Raw genomic sequence first — 16,472 nt, forward strand, 5'->3', positions numbered from 1 at the left:
AACGTCGGGCTCCGTAGCCCGCACGCATCCCCCCCATCCCCCCGACCCCATGCGATTCCTTTCTCTCCTTGCCCTTGCCGCCGTCCTCGCGGTCCCCGCCAGCGCCCAGGCCACGTTCGGCCTCAAGGCCGGTCTCAACACGTCCAACTTCGTCGGCGATGACGCCAACGAGTCCGAGGCGCTGCTCGGGTTCGTCGGTGGCCTGACGGCCCAATTCCCCGTCACGCCGCTGGTCTCGATTCAGGCCGAGGCGCTGTACTCGCAAAAGGGCGAGTCCTACTTCGACACCGACGACAACTACACGCTCGACACCCGGATCGGCTACCTCGAGGTCCCGGTCTCGCTCCGCATCGGTCTCCCGACCAACTCCGCGCTCGACGTGGGGCTGTCGCTGGGCGGCTACGTCGGCGTCCCGCTCACGGCCAAGGTCGAGGCGGACGAGTTCGCCCCGAACGACGTGGTCAACGACATTCTCGACGCTGATCTCGAGGCGGCCACAGACTACGGTGTGCTCGCGGGCATCGACGTGGGCTCCGGCCCGTTCTACGTCGACGCCCGCTTCTCCCGTGGCCTGACCGACGTGACGGACTTCGATCCCGTCTTCGGAACGAACCTCGACCGAAAGAACCAGGTCGTCTCGCTGACGCTCGGGTACCGCTTTGGCGGCGGCGGCTACAGCCGCTACTAGCCCATCGGCTCGGCTCTCTGCCTGACAGGCTAGCGGTTTCTGATACCTCCGCCTCGCCATCACTCGCGCCCGTCGACCTGGTCGGCGGGCGCGTTTCGTTGGCATGTAGAAGCAGGCACCTGTCAGCCCTATGCGGGTCGTGACCCAACACAGAGCTTGCGCGCCTACGACTCACAGGACGGGACACAGCGTTTCGCACTGCCCCACGGCGGATCGTCCGCGCCCGGCGAGATCGCACCCCGGGGCGTGCGGCCTGCTTGGGCGCCCGGAGAGGAGTGGACGTCTGGGCGCAGGTGCCACGAGCGCCGGGAACGGAAACAGCAGTCCGTCTCGGGTGGGCGTCTGCACTCTGCCCGTGCCCCGTCACCCCGTGACCGCGATGAGCGCCTTGTCGGCCCACTCCGCGCCGAGCATGTCCGCCAGCCCCTCGGTCTCGACGGCGAGGCCGGGCCACTCCTCGTCGAGGGCCGCGCGCTCGTCGCGAAGGTCGCCGCCCTTGAGGCACAGGAGGTCGGCGCCCGGCGTGGCCACGCGTTCGTGCCACGCCCACAGCGTCGCGAGGGGCGCCGTGGCACGGCTGACGGAGCGCGTCGGGGCGGGCCCGTCGTACACCTCGGCGCGGCCGTTCCAGGCCGTCAGGTTGTCGAGGCCTAAGCGCCGGGCGAACAGCTTGACGGCCTCCGTCTTCTTGCCGACCGTGTCGACGGCGATGAACGACGCCTCGGGGAACGCGACCGCGAGGGGGACCGCCGGCAACCCGCCGCCACTGCCCCAGTCCACGACGACGGCGCCTGCCTCGAACGGGCGGGTCGCGAGTGCGAGACAGTGGCGGACGTGGCGTTCGAGGTCGGTCCGGTCGGCGGGCCGGGCGACTAGGTTGACGCGCCGGTTGAGCCGCTCCATCTGGCCGACGTAGGCGTCGAGCGTCGCGCGCTGGGCGCCGGAGAGCGGGACGGGGAGGGAGGAGATCATGGGGCGTCAGCAGGTACGGGGCACGAGGTAGTCCAGAGGTGGCGGGCGGGGGCTGGACCCCGTACCGAGCACCTCGCACCGGTTATACAGGCTCGGGGACGGAAGCGCCGTCGCCGCTGGGCGCTCGGTACCGCTTGAGGAGCACCATCAGCGCCTGCACGTCGGCGGGGGAGACGCCCGAAATGCGCGAGGCCTGCCCGAGTGTGTCGGGGCGGATGCGGGCCAGCTTCTCGCGCGCCTCCAGCGTGATGGCCGCGACGGGCGCGTAGTCGAAGCCGTCCGGGACGCGCCAGCGCTCCAGGCTCTGCATCTGGGCGACGAGGTCACGCTCGCGCTCGACGTAGCCGGCGTAGCGCAGCTCGATCTGCGCTAGCTCGTCGGTCCGCTCCATACCCGGCCCGGGGACCACAAGATCGGCGTGCCCGGTCGCCGCCAAGAGATCCACCAGCGACACCTCGGGGCGGAGCGCCAACTTCGCCAACCGCGTCGGGCGGTCGATGGGCGAGGTGCCGAGGGCGTCCAAGTAGCCGTTGACGGCGTCGGGCCTGGCGTTCGTGGACCGGAGCGCGGCCAAGGTTTGCGCCAGCGCGTCCTCCTTCTGGTCGAGGCGCCGGACGCGCTCGGCGCTTGCCAGGCCCAGCTCTGCGCCCAAGCGCGTCAGGCGGCGGTCGGCGGTGTCCTGGCGGAGCAGCAGCCGGTGCTCGGCGCGCGACGTAAACATGCGGTACGGCTCGTCGGTGCCCTTGGCGACGAGGTCGTCGATGAGCACGCCGATGTAGGCCTGGTCGCGCCCGAGCACGACGCCGTCGGCTCCACCGAGCGACCGGGCGGCGTTGATCCCCGCCAGCAGGCCCTGGGCCGCAGCCTCCTCGTAGCCCGTCGTCCCGTTGATCTGGCCCGCGAGAAAGAGCCCGCCGACCGCCTTCGTCTCCAGCGTGTACCGCACCTGGTACGGCGGGACGTAGTCGTACTCGATGGCGTAGCCCGGCCGCAGGATGTGCGCGTCCTCCAGCCCGGGCACGAGCCGCAGTGCCTCAGTTTGGACGGCCTCGGGCAGGCTCGTCGAGAAGCCGTTGACGTAGACCTCGTGCGTGTCGCGGCCCTCGGGTTCGAGGAAGAGCTGGTGCCGGTCGCGGTCGGCGAACCGGTCGATCTTGTCCTCGATCGAGGGGCAGTAGCGCGGGCCCTGTCCCTCGATGCGGCCCGTGAACATGGGCGAGTCCTCGAACCCGGTCCGCAGCACGTCGTGGACGGCGGGCGAGGTGTAGGTCAGCCAGCACGCGTGCTGGTCGTCGGGGAGGGCGTCGGTGAGGTGCGAGAACGGGCGCGGGTCGGCGTCGCCGGGCTGTTCCTCGCAGGCGGCGGTGTCGATGGTGCGGCCGTCGATGCGGGGCGGGGTGCCGGTCTTGAGGCGGCCCAGCTCGAAGCCCAGCCCTTCCAGCGTCGCACTCAGCCCAATCGCCGCGCGCGCACCGGCCCGGCCGCCGCCGAACTGCTGGTCGCCGATCCAGATGGTCCCGTTGAGGAATGTGCCAGCGGTGATGACGACGGCGCCGGCGGCGATCTCGAGCCCGGTCTGCGTGACGACGCCCGTGACGCGGTGCCGCGCCCCGCCAGCAGGGCCGGCGGGCTCGGTGAGCAAGTCGACGACCTGGTCCTGGCGCAGGAAGAGGCCCGGCGTTGCCTCGAGCTCGCGACGGACGGCGGCGGCGTAGGCGGCGCGGTCGGACTGGCAGCGCGGGCTCCACACAGCGGGGCCCTTGCCCTTGTTAAGCATCCGGAACTGGATGCCGGTCTCGTCGGCGACGCGGCCCATGAGCCCGCCGAGCGCGTCGATCTCACGCACAATCTGGCCCTTGCCGACCCCGCCGATGGCGGGGTTGCAGGACATCGCGCCGAGCGCGTCCAGGCTCATCGAGACGAGGAGGGTGCGGGCGCCAAGCCGGGCGGCGGCGTGCGCGGCCTCGGCCCCGGCGTGGCCGCCGCCCACCACGACGACGTCGAATCGGGTCACGGGGTCAGGGGTCGGGAGTCGGGGGTCAGAATAGGACGCATCTGTGCGGGCCTCCCCGGATTCGGTGCGAAGCGGGCCCTCGCAGCCAGACGCTTATCTGGTTGAGAGTGAGGTCGATACCCCCGTCAACGATCGGTGTTCGCCTTGGCTTTGGTAGTCCATCATGTCCTGCTCCGCTTTGAACTCTACCTCGCCGGCGCGACGCTGGTGCTGTTCGGAGCCGTCACGGCCCTCGTGCTGGTCGGCGCGCCGCCGATGCTGACGGGGGGGCTGGCGTGTGCGAGCCTGCTGACGCTCCAGATCGCCATCCAGTCCGTGGACCGGGAGCGCCAGCGACGGCTCCGGGCCAAGGCCATCCACGACATCCGCGAGATGCTTCAAGACCGGGTGCTCAACCAACTCGCCGCCATCAAAATGTGCGCGCTCTCGACAGCCGGCGATCCGAGGCTGACGGCCATCGTCGACGACGTGGACCGGACGATCGACGAGGTGGCCGAGATGGTGTCGGGGCTGTCCGAGGAGCAACTCAACACGTGGCAGCTCCGCTACGCCAACTCCGACGCGCACCGGTTCACGCTAGAGGTGGGCGTGGCCTGAGCGCGGTGTCGAGCGTGCCTTGCCCAGTGCAGGGCGGACAGGCGTGGGCCGGCGTTGTAGGGCGCTGCGCCGGAGATCGACGCGGGCTCAGCCTTCGAGGTACGGCGCGGGGATGGGGGTGGCGTCGTCCTCTTGATGCCAGAAGATGGAGAGCACGTGCCAGCGGTCGCCGTCCCAGAAGAGCTGGAACGAGTTGATGCCGCGCGCGAACGGGGCCTCGGCCGGGTCGAGGCGGCTCTCATACGTACTCCAGACATGGGCGATGGAGCCGTAGCGCTCGATGCGTCGCGCGGCTTCGACCTCGTAGAAGCCCTTGCCCTGGAACATCGGCGTCTCTCGGAAGATCGGCCCAGCGACCTCGGCGTAGCCGTGCGCCGTCATGACCCGGGCGAACCCCGTTCCATCGGGACGCATGCCGGTCGGGACGAGCCGCGCCTCGGGGTGCATCATCGACAGGAACCGGTCCCAGTCGCGTTCCTCGGTGGCGGGCCCCGAGATCACCGCGTAGACGTTGGCGATGATGGCGTCGATCGAGGCGACGTCGGCGGGGTCGGCGGCGGGCCAGGCGTCCGTCTGGGCGCCAGCGGCGGCGGGCAGGAGCAAGGCGAGGGCGAGGAGGGCGGCGCGCATGGCGGTCCGGGCGTGTGGGCCCGCAGGATAGCGTGTCGCGGGTGGGCGCCCCGTGTCGACGCTCACGGCAGCGGGGAGCGCCGCGCTACTTGCCGATGCAGAACTGCGAGAACACGGCGTCGAGCACGTCCTCGGTCGTCACGGCGCCGGTGACGAGTCCCAGCTCGTGGAGCGCCGCCCGGAGGTCGAGCGCGAGCGTGTCGCCGCCGTCGCCTGCGTCGAGCGATTGCTGGGCCCGGCCGACGGCCTGGCGCGCGGCCTCCAGATGCGCCCGGTGCCGCTCGTTGACGGCGACGAGCCCGGCGCCGCTGGCGTCGAGGCCCCCCGCGCGGACGGCGTCGAGGAGCCGCTGGCGCAAGGTGTCGAGGACGGCGGGGTCGGCGAGCGCGTCGCGGGCGGAGAGAGGGAGGGGACGCTCCCCCTGTGGGTCGCCCATCGCTGCGCTCAAGGAAGACGCACTGTCCCCCTCACGCGTGAGGGGGACAGCCGATGCCGCACGAAGCGGAGCGATGGCGGTATCGGCGGGGGGGGGCTCGGCTACCAGATCCGTCTTGTTCGCCACGAGGACCATCGGCAGATCCGGCCGCCGCGCCGCCAGCCCGTCCAAGAACGTGCGCTCCTCGGCGTCCAGCCCCATCGTCGCGTCGACGACGTACGCCAGGACATCCGCGCCGTCGATGGCCGCGCGAGCGCGGCGCGTGCCCTCGGCCTCGATGGCGTCGGCCGTCTCGCGCAAGCCGGCCGTGTCGAGGAACCGGAACCGCAACCCGCCGATCTCGGCCTCGGCCTCGATGGCGTCGCGCGTAGTCCCTGGCGTTGGGCTGACGATGGCGCGGTCCTGGCCCGTCAGCGCGTTGAGGAGTGTCGACTTGCCTGCGTTGGGTCGCCCGCCGAGCACGACGCGGACGCCGTCACGTACCAGGGCGCCAAGCCGGGCCGTCCCTGCCAACTCCGCCAGCGCGGCGTCGGCGCGCTCGAGCAGGGCTCGCAATTCGGTCCGGTCGGCGAAGGCCACGTCCTCCTCGGCAAAGTCCAGCTCCAGCTCCACGAGGGCGGCCGTCTGAAGGAGCGACTGGCGGACTGTGTCGACGGCGTCGGACACGCGGCCCCGCAGCGCGGCCACCGCCGTGCGCACGCCGAGTCGGCTCTCGGCCGCGATCAGGTCGGCGACGGCCTCCGCTTGCGCCAGGTCCAGCTTGCCGTTGAGGAACGCCCGCTGGGTGAACTCCCCGGCCGTCGCGGGCCGGGCTCCGGCTTCGAACAAAGCCCGCAGCACCGCGCCTGCGACCGCGTCGCCGCCGTGGCACGTCACCTCGACGACATCCTCGCCGGTCGACGAGTGGGGCCCGCGCCAGACCACGCACACCACTTGGTCGATGGGCGCCCTGTCGGCGTCCGTCAGCCACCCGAGGTGGACCGTCCGACCTGGGGCGTCCGCCAGCCCGGCCCCCGAGAACCGGCTGGCGACGATGGGCACGGCCTCCGGTCCGCTGGCGCGGACGACCGCGAGGGCGGCGACCCCGCGCGCGGTCGCGAGGGCGGCGATGGTGTCGCGGCTCATCGTTCTGCGAGCCACGCGCGGATGGCCTCGGCGCCCGCCTGCTTCCCGAACTCCTCCGCCTCCTCGGTGGCCGTCCACCGATCGTCGACCGTCGTCTTGGCGTGTGCGTCGGCGCCCGCGTCGAGCAGCATCCGCACCAAGGCCGGGTCGTCGGTGAGCGCAGCGACGTGGAGGGGACGCCAGCCGTTGTGGCCGACGCGCTCCAGATCCGCTCCGGCGTCGATCAGGACGCGGACGACCGCCCGCCGCTCGGCCGGGTCTTCGGTGTGATGGATGGCGTTGAGGAGGGCGGGGAAGCCGTCATCCGCGACGTAGTCCACGTCGGCGCCGCGTGCGATCAGGGCGCGGAGACCTGGCGCGGGCGCGATCCCGATGGCGTGGTGGATCGGCCTGTCGCCCGTCGCTGCGTCGGTGACCTCGTCGGGGTGACGGGCGCCGAGCAGATCCAGCACCTCCGTTACGTCTCCAGACCAGAGCGCCCGCTCTAGCCGAAGGCGCGCGCGCTCCTCGTCCGTCCGGGCCTGCTCGATGGCGCGACCGAGGCGGCGGAGGTGCGGGGCGTGGGCGTCGGTCACCGCCTGCTACTTCTTGCCCTTCTTCTTGGAGTTCGAGCGGCCGTTCTGCGAGAGCGCCTGCGTGGTGATGCCGCCCTTGCGGCCCGGGCGGCGGCTCCGCTTGCCCGTCGGCTTCTTGCCCGCCGCCTTGTCGAGCGCCGCCGCCGCCTTGTCGATCTCCGGCGTCTCGCCGCGCTCGTGCGCGTCGTGCACCTGCTTGTTCACGAGCCGCTGCTGGACGATCGAGAAGAGGTTGAACGCGAGGTAGTACAGCGACAGGCCCGATGGGAACCGGTTAAAGAACAGGAAGAACATCAGGGGCATCATGTACATGAGCACCTTCTGCTGGCCCCCCGCCATCCCGCTCGACGACGACATCGACAGCCGCATCGAGACCACCATCGACAGCGCCATCAGGATCGTGAAGCCTGCCAGGTAGTCGCCCACGAACGGGATCGTGAACGGCAGCGGCAGCACGGGGTCCGGCGCCGATAGGTCGGCCGCCCACAGGAACGACTCGCCGCGAAGCACGAGCGTCGACTGGAAAAAGCGCCACAGCGCGATAAGAAGCGGGTACTGGAGCAGCATCGGCAGGCAGCCACCGAGCGGGTTCACGCCGGCCGTCTTGTAGACGCCCATCATGGCCTCCTGCTGCTTTTGCGGGTCGTCGCCGTACTTCTCCTTGACGGCCGTCAGCTGCGGCTGCAGCTCGCGCATCTTGGCCGCGTTCCGGTAGCTCACCGCCGTCAGCGGCCACAGCAGCAGCTTGATCAACAGCGCGAAGACGATGATCACCAGCCCGTAGCTGGGGATGAACGTCGACAGGAAGGCGAACGTGGGGGCGACGACGTACCGCGCGATCGGGCGGATCATCCAGCCCACCCAGGCGCCAAAGTCGACGGTGTCGTACAACCCGTACTCCGCCAGCCGGCGCAGTTCCAGCGGCCCGAGGTAGAGCGTGAACGCGGCGGTCTCGCCGGCCGCGAGGCGGGGCAGCTCGAGGCGTGCGGTGTAGTCCTGGGCAAAGCCCGAGTCGGGCTCGTCGGCCTCACCGACCTGGGTGCCCGTCAGCCGGGCGCCGTCGGTCGCCGTCTGGGGGATCATCGCGGCGATGAAGAACTTGGTCTTGACGGCGACCCAGTCCACGGCGCCCGTGCGGACGAGCGGGTCCTCCTCGCCCGCCTCCGTCAGTTTGACCGACTCCGTCTCGCCGCCGGTGCTCATGAACGCGCCGCCCTGCTGGGCCTCGCCCATGGGGTCGGCCTCTGCCAGCGGGACGGCCCCGTCCCACACCAGCTCGTAGCCGCCGCCCTGCGCCAGCAGGTCCGTGCCCGGCGTGGCAATCTGGAAGTCGAGGTCGTAGGAGTCGTGCTCGAACCCGTAGACGAACCGCAGCCCGCCCTGGCCAACGGGCGCGTCGAAGCGCAGGGTGCCCTCGCCTTCCTCGACGTGCAGCGTGTCGCCCCGGAACACCTCGCCGTCAACGACGGGCGTGAACGACAGGGCTCGCGTGTCGAGGTACTCGCCGCGAGCCGGCAGCACGCCGAGTGCGATCGCGCCGGTCGAGTCGGACACCAACTCCACGGGCTCGCCCGTCGCCGCGTTGTCGTAACCGAGCAGCTTGTACGAGACGAGCGTGCCGCCCTGAGTCGAGAACGTCGCGTGGTAGCGGTCCGTCGCCACGACGAACGTCCTCGCGGGGCGGCCCAGGGCGCGGGCGAACGCCGAGTCGGTCGGGGCCACCAGCGCCTCGGCCTCCAGCGTCTCCGGCGCCACTTCGTCCTCTACCGGGGCGACCTCTTCGATCGCCGCCAGCGAGTCGGCCGCCGCCTGCTGCGCCTCGATCTGCTCCGGTGACGGCGCGGTTTGGATCATCCACACCCCCAGGATCAGGGACATGAGGAGGATGCCGATAAGGGCAGTACGGTCGAGGCCCTGGGGTTCCACAGACGTTGGGGGGAGGTCGGGTGCCTTACGAGGCGGGGGCGTCCGAGGGTGCGGGCCGGTCCGCGTCCGCGAGCCGGCCCACGAGTCGGTCGAGGGCGCGCGGCAAGTCGCGGCGGATGGCCTCAGAGGCGTCGTCGTCGCGGCCTCGGTACAAGGCCATCAGCGTCAGCGCGTCCGGGCGGTCGGCGAACGTCGCCAGCAACGGCCCCTGGTGCTGGCGGAACGCCTCGCGGAGGTACCGGCGGACGGCCGTGCGCCGCGCGTTCGTCCGTCGGCGGCCGGGCGCGAACCCGGCCTGGGCCGGGGCGCCCTCCGTCGCGTCGCGCGGCACCACGCGGTACAAGACCACGACCGTGCCGGCCGTCGCGCGGCCCACGTCGTCGCGGCCTCGCTCGAAGAGCGGCCGGATGAGCCGGCGCCGCTTGAGGCGCCGCGAGCGCGGGAACGCGCCGGGCCGCACCGGACTACTTGGAGGCCTTCGTGTCGGAGACCGTGAGGTCGTGGCGGCCCTTCGCGCGGCGACGCGCGAGGACGTTGCGGCCGTTCTTGGTGGCCATGCGCGAGCGGAAGCCGTGCTTGTTGGCGCGCTTGCGGCGGCTGGGCTGGTAGGTGCGCTTCATTTGGGGGGCGCCTGGGGCGCTGGCGTCGGCGGGCGGGCCCGCAGGGATAACACGATCCCGCCGCCGACACGGGACCGTGCTGGCGGCGGAACCGAAAAGATACCGTCCCGCCTCGCGGCCCCCGTGAAGGGCCGTTGACTTCGCACCGAGCGCACGGGCCGTGTTGACCGCCGCCGCGCCGATCCCGTACCTTCGTCGTCCTGCGGGAATAGCTCAGTTGGTAGAGCATCAGCTTCCCAAGCTGAGGGTCGCGGGTTCGAGTCCCGTTTCCCGCTCCGGGGCCGGCCGGCGTCTGTCGGCCGGCCCCTTTTTTGAATCGCGCTGGCGACCTGCTTCGGGCGGTGCAGCGGCGCGGGCGGTTAGCTCAGCTGGTTAGAGCATCTCGTTTACACCGAGAGGGTCGGGGGTTCGAATCCCTCACCGCCCACCGACGCTATTTGAATCCGAGGACGCCCGCGATTGCGGAGAATGCGTCTCCTAGGCTGAGCGATAGGGCTCCGCTCGGGTACACAGCAAAGTCGTCGGTCCGCATCAGTACCCCCATTGTCAGATCGACGGGACTCGCGGTGTACCCGATGCTCGACCTTGAGGGCCTGATCACGCTTGCGAGAGACGGAAGGCTGACGCCCACATAAAGGGCCTCCCCAAACGTGTCACCGATGGTCGAGCCAATGGCAACCCTAGTGGCCTGGAACCGCCTTCCAACCTTTCCCTGAAACCCTCCGAAGAGCGGTTCCAGCGCGAAGTCAAATCCAACGATCTGAGTGAGGTCGAAGCCTGATCCATCAGCGTTGTCATCCGGTGCGGCAGCGCTAATCGTCCCGTCTGTGCTCTCGTCTTCCTCTGGGAGGGCAGTTCCAGGTGTGACCGCAGCGGCAAAGAACGGCCTCGGGCGGGCATGGACGCGCGTCGGCATGAAGGCCGCCTGGCGCCCGGGCGTGTCGCCCGCAAGCCGCCCTCCGATGTGGTCCGGTTGCCGAAGCGTCTCCACCACGTCGCGACTCGGGGCCGAAGTCACGACATCCGCGAGCACCTGCTGCTCGCCAACGTTGTTGGTGAAGACCATCGGCGCCTGGGCCATGCAGAAGAACGGCGAGAGCCCGCGGCCCTGCGACTGAGCGGCCCCGTCCAGACGCGCAGCGCGCGCTGCGGGCCGTCGCAGCACAGGAGGCTTATAAAGCTCGCTCCGGACCTCCTTTAAGGTCTCGGGAAACAGCTCGTCTGCCTCCAGCGCATCAATCCACACGCTGCTGACTTGCGCTGACTCCACCGAAGGCCCCGCCTTCGTCGGCGCCAGCAGCGAGAACTTGACCTGGGCTGACCGACATGCATTGAGCGACAGCGGCACCACCCGGTCCGCCATTGGATCCCATCCTCCGAGTAGCACCGCGTACGTGCCCGGCGCTTGCGAACTCGCGAAAGCGTAGTTCCGCCCCACCGATTGCGCCACGATCACAAGGCCCGGCGCTGTGGGCGTCGCGGCCGCGGTCGCAAACTCGAACGTCCCCGCCGCCGCCCGCTCCCCCGGTGACGAGAAGCGGAGCGCCTCGGCCGACGCCACCGCCGACGAGTCCTGTTTCACTCGCGCCGTCACCGTCGGCTTCGACGGCCCGCCCGTCAGCCCCGGCACCGCCGACGCCACGCAGTACCGCGAGCCCCCCTCGCGAAGCCCCCCCGGCATCGACACACGCGCCAGCGACCGGACCTGGGCGTCCGTCGCCCGCCATCGCTGAAGCTGAGCCCGCGACACCGTCACCCCAGGTGCATTGACAGGCGCTGCGTCACCAATCGCAAACCCCGCCGCCGCGGGAGGCCCCAGCACGAACTCGACGCTCGCCCCCGCGCACTCCGCGGGCGTCGGCGTCCGAACGCGCCCGTCGTCGAGCGCGCCCAGCACCACCCAGTAGCGAGCCCCGACGGCACCAGGGTCCGGCTCCGAGAGCCGCTGTGTGTCCAGCCCCTCCATGATCACGAGCGGCGCAGTCGACTGAGACGCTGCCGATCCGGAAAGCACGAATGCGACGAGGGCGAATAACACGAGACGGAGCATGGGGGCAGGGGTAATCACGGGTGACGAGTCAGGGTGTCTGTATCGCCCCTTTTATCCTGTGCCGGTGGTTCTCATTTGGCCTCGTGTGCCGGGCGGCTGGAACGCTTTGGTTCCTTCGTGGCGTGCTGTTCCGCGTCGACTATCTCCCGCTCGCGCCAGCCCCGCGAACCCCGCCGTCCTCTACGCGTCGAGGCGCCCGCGCCCCTCCCCGCCGTGGCCCGAGACCCCTTCCGCGTCCTCTCCCTGCCCTACGACGCCGCCCCCGGCGACGTCCGCAGCGCGTTCCGCCGCTTGGCCCGCCAGACCCACCCCGACCAGGGCGGCTCCGCCGACGCCTTCCTCCACGTCCGCCTCGCCTACGACGTCCTCACGCGCGACCTCGACGCCGAGCGCGAGCGGTGGGCGCCCGCCCCGGCTCGCGCACTCGGCCCTCGCTACCCCGCCGGGCTCGCGCCCGCCCTCTACCCCACATGTCCCGTCCGCGTCGCTCGCACCCGCGACGGGACCCGCAAGGTGACTTACGAGACCGACCGCCGTCCTCCCGGCTGGCGCCCCGGCACGGCGCCTCCGCCTGGCGGGACGTGCGTTGCCCGCGCCCCCGCCACCGAGGCCTCCCCCGCCGTCGGCGTCTGGGCCGTCCCCCTCGGACCCCACACCCTCCGCTACGTCTTCGGCCCTGCCCCCGCCGAGCGCTGAGCCCGGCCGCCGCGAGCGCCAAGGCACACCGGGACGACCGGCGCGCGAGTTGGGGTGAGGGCGGCACTTCGGCCATCGACGCATCGGAGCCAGAGGCCTACGGGCAGTCATGGGGGGAGCGGGACATGCCTGTGCGTGGCAGAGTGCGAGAGGTCGCCCCCTACACACGCGGGACTATCTCGACACCTGCCTGGAGCGTGGGCCGGCCACCTTGTCCGATCGAACATGCGCGCTGAGCCGTGCTTGGGGAGCCATCCTCGTAGGCCTCCGAGACCATGTGGCCCCCCCCCTCTGGACGACGGCTCATCCCTCGGACCTGCCCCGACGCACAGACGCTGGCTCGAGGCCGCGAAGACTGCATCGATAGGGACCGGAAGCGCTTCCGGGTCGTTGGGGTCCACGTATACTTTCGATGCCTCCGCCCCGTCCATGGGGGGCGCCCGCAGCCCGAGCCGCCCGCGTCACCCCAGCCCTCGACGGCCGGTCCGCCCTTCCTCCTTCCCTTTTCCCCCCACGCCCATGTCGCAGCCCCGCATCTGGTTCAACGGTGAGCTTGTCGCCTACGAGGACGCCACCATCCACGTGCTCTCCCACGTCGTCCACTACGGGTCGAGCGTGTTCGAGGGCATCCGCGCCTACGACACCGAGCGCGGCCCAGCCATCTTCCGCCTGGAGGAGCACATGGCCCGCCTGATCGACTCGGCCAAGATCCACCGCATGGATCTCGGCTACTCCGTCGACGATCTGTGCGAGGCCGTCGTCAGCACTGTCTCCGACAGCGGTCTGGAGGCCTGCTACATCCGCCCGGTCTCGTTCCGTGGCCACGGCAAGATGGGCGTCAACCCGCTCAACAACCCCGTCCACACCGTCGTGGCCGTCTGGGAGTGGGGCCAGTACCTCGGCGCCGAGGCCCTCGAGGAGGGCGTTGACGTGCAGGTGTCGTCGTGGAACCGGCCCGCGCCCAACACCATCCCCTCGATGGCCAAGGCCGGCGGCAACTACCTCGGGGGCAGCCTCATCAAGATGGAGGCCATCAAGAACGGCTTCGCCGAGGGGATTGCGCTCTCCGTTGATGGGTACCTCTCCGAGGGCTCGGGCGAGAACCTGTTCCTGATCCGCGACGGCGAGATCTACACCCCGCCGACGACCATGTCGATCCTGCCCGGCATCACGCGCGACTCCATCATCCAGATCGCCGAGGAGCACGGCTACACCGTCACCGAGAAGATCCTGCCCCGCGAGGCGCTCTACCTCGCCGACGAGATCTTCTTCACGGGCACCGCCGCCGAGGTCACCCCGGTCCGCACGATCGACCACTACCAGATCGGCGAGGGCCGCCGCGGGCCCATCACGGCCGAGCTCCAGCAGGCTTACTTCGAAGCCCTGCGCGACACGGCCAACCCGCGCGGCTGGCTCACCTTCGTCGACACGCCGGCCGATGAGGCGCCCGCTGGCGCGACGACGAACGGACACGCCGTCCCCGAGAAGGTCTAGGCCCAACCGTGGACGTCGGCCCGTCGGCGAGCGAGAGCCGCTGGCGTGCCCGTCCCGGCGGCCAGCGAGATCGGTGCCGGAGCGTCGGACCCAGAGGGCACCGCGAAGCAAGGGCGCCAGCCAACGCGGAGGAGTCCACCAGGGGTCTCGCGCACCCACGGATCGGGTTGTACGGGACGGGGTCTCGCTAGAAGGCACAGGCGTCCGCACAGGAGAAGGGCCCCGCTCCGGCCACGGGGTGGGGCCCTCTGTGTGTCGGGCCGAGACACACCACTTGAACACGTTGTTATTTCCTGGGCTCCGGTAGATCCTGGGGAGGCCACCCCCGGCCTGTCTTCCCTCCCCCTTGGCTCCTATGCGTTCCCTCCTCGCCTTCGCCCTCCTCGCCTTCGTGGCGGCCCCCGTCCTCGCCCAAAACGTCAGCGCGGACCCCAACTTTGGCGACGTCCGTGTCGAGGAGGGCTTCCCCAACGACCCGTACACCATTGAGGTGGTCGCCGGCGGCGATATCGAGCCGGCCGTCCGTGGGTGCGACTACGGCGCCATCACCCAGGCCCCCGACGTCGACCTCTACTACGACACGTCGGGCAGCAGCACCCTTTACATCTACGCGGTCTCCGGCGACGACACGACGATCCTCGTCAACCTCCCCGACGGGAACTGGGCCTGCGATGACGACAGCTACGACGATGGTGACCCGATCGTCGTCATCCGAGGGGCCGAGTCCGGGTTGTTCAACATCTGGGTGGGCACCTACGGCGACGACCCCGCTGAGGCGACCCTGTTCATCTCAGAGATCGACCCGCGCTAAGCCGAGCCCAGGAAGGCGGCGGTGCCGACATTGGGGACTCCCCCTCTGACTCTGCCGATGCCCCGCCTGCTCGCCCTCGCCCTCGCCCTCGGGCTCGCCGCCCCGCTGGCGGCGCAGCCTATGATGACTGACGCCGCGCCGGTCGCGGGGACCATCCCCGCCATCGCCGAGCGCGTCGAGGTCGGCGTGACCGTCCGTGCGCGGACGCTGATGCCCCTCTCGGAGCCTGGCTGCGTCGGCTACGTCGACCCCTCTGCGCCCGACCTCGTCATCGATTGGTCCGGCGGAAACTTCGAGGTGTCGGTCCTCGGCCAGTTCGACGCCACGCTGGCGGTCCACCGTGCGAACGGGACGTGGGCCTGCGACGACGACACGCGCGGCGTGCTGCCAGTGGTGTCGCTCGATGGCGCCCCCGCCGGGCGGTACGCCGTCTGGCTCGGCGCCTTCTCCGAGGACGCCGACGGTCAGTCCGCCACCATCGTGGCCGGCCCGCCCGCCCCACGTCCGATCCTCGGGCCCGCCAACGCCGCGCTCGCAGGCCGCGTCAATGCAGCCGGGGGCTTCGAGGCCGCCCAGGGCGCCATCGAGGTAACCGTCACGGCTGGCGGGCCCGACGCCGCTGAGCGCCTGGAGGCCTATTGCGTGGGCTACATCAACGCCGCCCGCCCCTCGGCTGTCGTCGACTACGACGCCACGGGCGGGACGGGGGAGCTGGCGATCGGGGCCACCGCGTTCGACGACGAGTCGTTCCCGGACCTCGTGCTGGTCGTCCGTCAGCCCGACGGCACACTCGACTGCAACGACGACTTCGGAGGGACTGACCCGACCGTCATCGTGGATGACGCCGCGAGCGGGGCGTACGGCGTCTGGGTCGGCACCTTCGGCCCGTCGGACCCGGTCAGCGCCATGCTGACGGTGACCGAGACGGCGCCGGACCTCGACTTCGGCGACTTCGGCGACTTCGGCGAGGGCGACGTCTCGTCCAGCCCGTACTCCGAGGGCAGCTACCTCGCGCTCCGCCTCGACGCGGCGCCCGCCGTCCGCCTCTCGGCCGACGACGCCGGCGGCAGCGATGCGACGCTCTTCCTCCAGCCCGAGGCCGGCAACCCGGTCACCGGGGCCTCCTGCTCGGGCTACATCGAGACGTCACCCACGGCTGGCGTGACGCTCTCCGGCGAGGGCCCGTTCGCATTCAGGGCCTCGGCCGATGCCGACCTCACGCTCACCGTGAAGACGCCCTCGGACGACTGGTGGTGCAGCGACGACGCCGAGGGTCTCGACCCCGGCATCCAGATCGACGCCGTCGAGGCGGGCACGTACCTCGTCTGGGTCGGCACCTTCGGCGACCTCGACGCGGCGACGGAGGCGACCGTGTCCGTCGCGCCTGGCGTCGTCGAGTCGAGCGGTGGCGACTTCGGCTACGACGGCCCGACCCAGTCCGAGGGGGCACACGACGGGTCGGTGCTGGCGCCCGCCCCGGGGCAGGTGGCGCTCGCGCTCGGCCTGGAGCAGGACGTCGAAGCCGGCGGACCGATCCTCAACCCGGTCAGGGGCGACGTTTGCGGGGGCTTCGTCTCATCGACGCCGACGGCGACCGTGGCCGTCGACGGGGCGGTCGGGATCGGCGCCTACGCCGACGACACCGACCTGACGCTCGTCGTCCGCGCGCCCGACGGTTCGTGGACGTGCGGCGACGACGCCGACGGACCGAACCCCTTCGTCACCGTCGACGGCGGACCGGGGACGGTGACCATCTGGGTGGGCACCTTCTCGCGCCGGACGTCCCCCGTGGAGGCCACCGTCTACGTCGATCTGGCGGAGTAGCGAGAAATCTGTGC

General features: G+C 71.0%; 15 protein-coding genes and 2 tRNA genes. 8 read left to right on the top strand and 9 right to left on the bottom strand.

The genetic code is table 11. From position 1 onward, the window contains the following. Window positions 1-49: 49 nt before the first annotated feature. Complete coding sequence (locus tag ACLII4_RS03060; RefSeq protein WP_412069430.1) at window positions 50-688, top strand: porin family protein; 639 nt, start codon at window positions 50-52, stop codon at window positions 686-688. 363 nt (window positions 689-1,051) lie between these two features. Here the strand turns inward: ACLII4_RS03060 and ACLII4_RS03065 are convergent, their stop codons facing one another. Together ACLII4_RS03065 and mnmG are read right to left on the bottom strand one after the other, a co-directional pair. Then, the gene (locus ACLII4_RS03065; protein WP_412069431.1) at window positions 1,052-1,660 is read right to left on the bottom strand and encodes a 16S rRNA (guanine(527)-N(7))-methyltransferase RsmG; all 609 of its coding nucleotides are present in this window, start codon (window positions 1,658-1,660) and stop codon (window positions 1,052-1,054) included. A gap of 82 nt (window positions 1,661-1,742) precedes the next feature. Further along, complete coding sequence (gene mnmG, locus ACLII4_RS03070) at window positions 1,743-3,674, bottom strand: tRNA uridine-5-carboxymethylaminomethyl(34) synthesis enzyme MnmG (RefSeq protein WP_412069432.1); 1,932 nt, start codon at window positions 3,672-3,674, stop codon at window positions 1,743-1,745. A 144-nt stretch (window positions 3,675-3,818) separates the two neighbouring features. Here mnmG and ACLII4_RS03075 point away from each other — a divergent pair, with 144 nt between their 5' ends. After that, complete coding sequence (locus ACLII4_RS03075) at window positions 3,819-4,271, top strand: hypothetical protein (protein ID WP_412069433.1); 453 nt, start codon at window positions 3,819-3,821, stop codon at window positions 4,269-4,271. An 87-nt stretch (window positions 4,272-4,358) separates the two neighbouring features. Here ACLII4_RS03075 and ACLII4_RS03080 read toward each other — a convergent pair whose 3' ends face one another. The 6 genes from ACLII4_RS03080 to rpmH form a co-directional block, all read right to left on the bottom strand. After that, entirely contained in the window at window positions 4,359-4,901 is a 543-nt protein-coding gene (locus tag ACLII4_RS03080) for a hypothetical protein (RefSeq protein ID WP_412069434.1), read from the bottom strand. A gap of 85 nt (window positions 4,902-4,986) precedes the next feature. Continuing rightward, window positions 4,987-6,462 (bottom strand): tRNA uridine-5-carboxymethylaminomethyl(34) synthesis GTPase MnmE, encoded by a 1,476-nt coding sequence (gene mnmE / locus ACLII4_RS03085; RefSeq protein WP_412069435.1) that lies wholly within the window; start codon window positions 6,460-6,462, stop codon window positions 4,987-4,989. Continuing rightward, the gene (locus ACLII4_RS03090; RefSeq protein ID WP_412069436.1) at window positions 6,459-7,037 is read right to left on the bottom strand and encodes an ankyrin repeat domain-containing protein; all 579 of its coding nucleotides are present in this window, start codon (window positions 7,035-7,037) and stop codon (window positions 6,459-6,461) included. Before ACLII4_RS03090 ends, mnmE begins: the two co-directional genes overlap by 4 nt. 6 nt (window positions 7,038-7,043) lie before the next feature. After that, window positions 7,044-8,963, bottom strand: a complete 1,920-nt coding sequence (gene yidC / locus ACLII4_RS03095; RefSeq protein WP_412069437.1) for a membrane protein insertase YidC — start codon at window positions 8,961-8,963, stop codon at window positions 7,044-7,046. Between the two features lie 25 nt (window positions 8,964-8,988). Continuing rightward, entirely contained in the window at window positions 8,989-9,423 is a 435-nt protein-coding gene (locus ACLII4_RS03100; RefSeq protein ID WP_412069438.1) for a ribonuclease P protein component, read from the bottom strand. A gap of 4 nt (window positions 9,424-9,427) precedes the next feature. Further along, window positions 9,428-9,583, bottom strand: a complete 156-nt coding sequence (rpmH, locus tag ACLII4_RS03105) for a 50S ribosomal protein L34 (RefSeq protein ID WP_311661370.1) — start codon at window positions 9,581-9,583, stop codon at window positions 9,428-9,430. A gap of 202 nt (window positions 9,584-9,785) precedes the next feature. Between rpmH and ACLII4_RS03110 the strand changes: the two genes are divergently transcribed. Next, a tRNA-Gly gene (locus ACLII4_RS03110) sits at window positions 9,786-9,858 on the top strand. A 78-nt stretch (window positions 9,859-9,936) separates the two neighbouring features. Beyond that, window positions 9,937-10,010, top strand: a tRNA-Val gene (locus ACLII4_RS03115). A 6-nt stretch (window positions 10,011-10,016) separates the two neighbouring features. Here ACLII4_RS03115 and ACLII4_RS03120 read toward each other — a convergent pair. Further along, a complete protein-coding gene (locus ACLII4_RS03120; protein ID WP_412069439.1) occupies window positions 10,017-11,633 on the bottom strand; it encodes a hypothetical protein in 1,617 nt (538 codons plus the stop codon). A gap of 213 nt (window positions 11,634-11,846) precedes the next feature. Here ACLII4_RS03120 and ACLII4_RS03125 point away from each other — a divergent pair, with 213 nt between their 5' ends. The 4 genes from ACLII4_RS03125 to ACLII4_RS03140 all read left to right on the top strand — a co-directional run bounded on the left by ACLII4_RS03125 (window position 11,847) and on the right by ACLII4_RS03140 (window position 16,458). Continuing rightward, window positions 11,847-12,329 (top strand): J domain-containing protein, encoded by a 483-nt coding sequence (locus tag ACLII4_RS03125; RefSeq protein ID WP_412069440.1) that lies wholly within the window; start codon window positions 11,847-11,849, stop codon window positions 12,327-12,329. Window positions 12,330-12,848: 519 nt separating this feature from the next. Beyond that, window positions 12,849-13,823: a branched-chain amino acid transaminase gene (locus ACLII4_RS03130; protein WP_412069441.1), complete on the top strand. Its 975-nt coding sequence runs from the start codon at window positions 12,849-12,851 to the stop codon at window positions 13,821-13,823. A 355-nt stretch (window positions 13,824-14,178) separates the two neighbouring features. After that, complete coding sequence (locus tag ACLII4_RS03135) at window positions 14,179-14,634, top strand: peptidase S1 (protein ID WP_412069442.1); 456 nt, start codon at window positions 14,179-14,181, stop codon at window positions 14,632-14,634. Window positions 14,635-14,691: 57 nt separating this feature from the next. Beyond that, the gene (locus ACLII4_RS03140) at window positions 14,692-16,458 is read left to right on the top strand and encodes a hypothetical protein (protein WP_412069443.1); all 1,767 of its coding nucleotides are present in this window, start codon (window positions 14,692-14,694) and stop codon (window positions 16,456-16,458) included. Window positions 16,459-16,472: the final 14 nt, after the last annotated feature.

This window comes from Rubrivirga aquatilis, assembly GCF_046845665.1.
In the GTDB taxonomy this organism is placed as follows: Bacteria; Bacteroidota; Rhodothermia; order Rhodothermales; family Rubricoccaceae; genus Rubrivirga.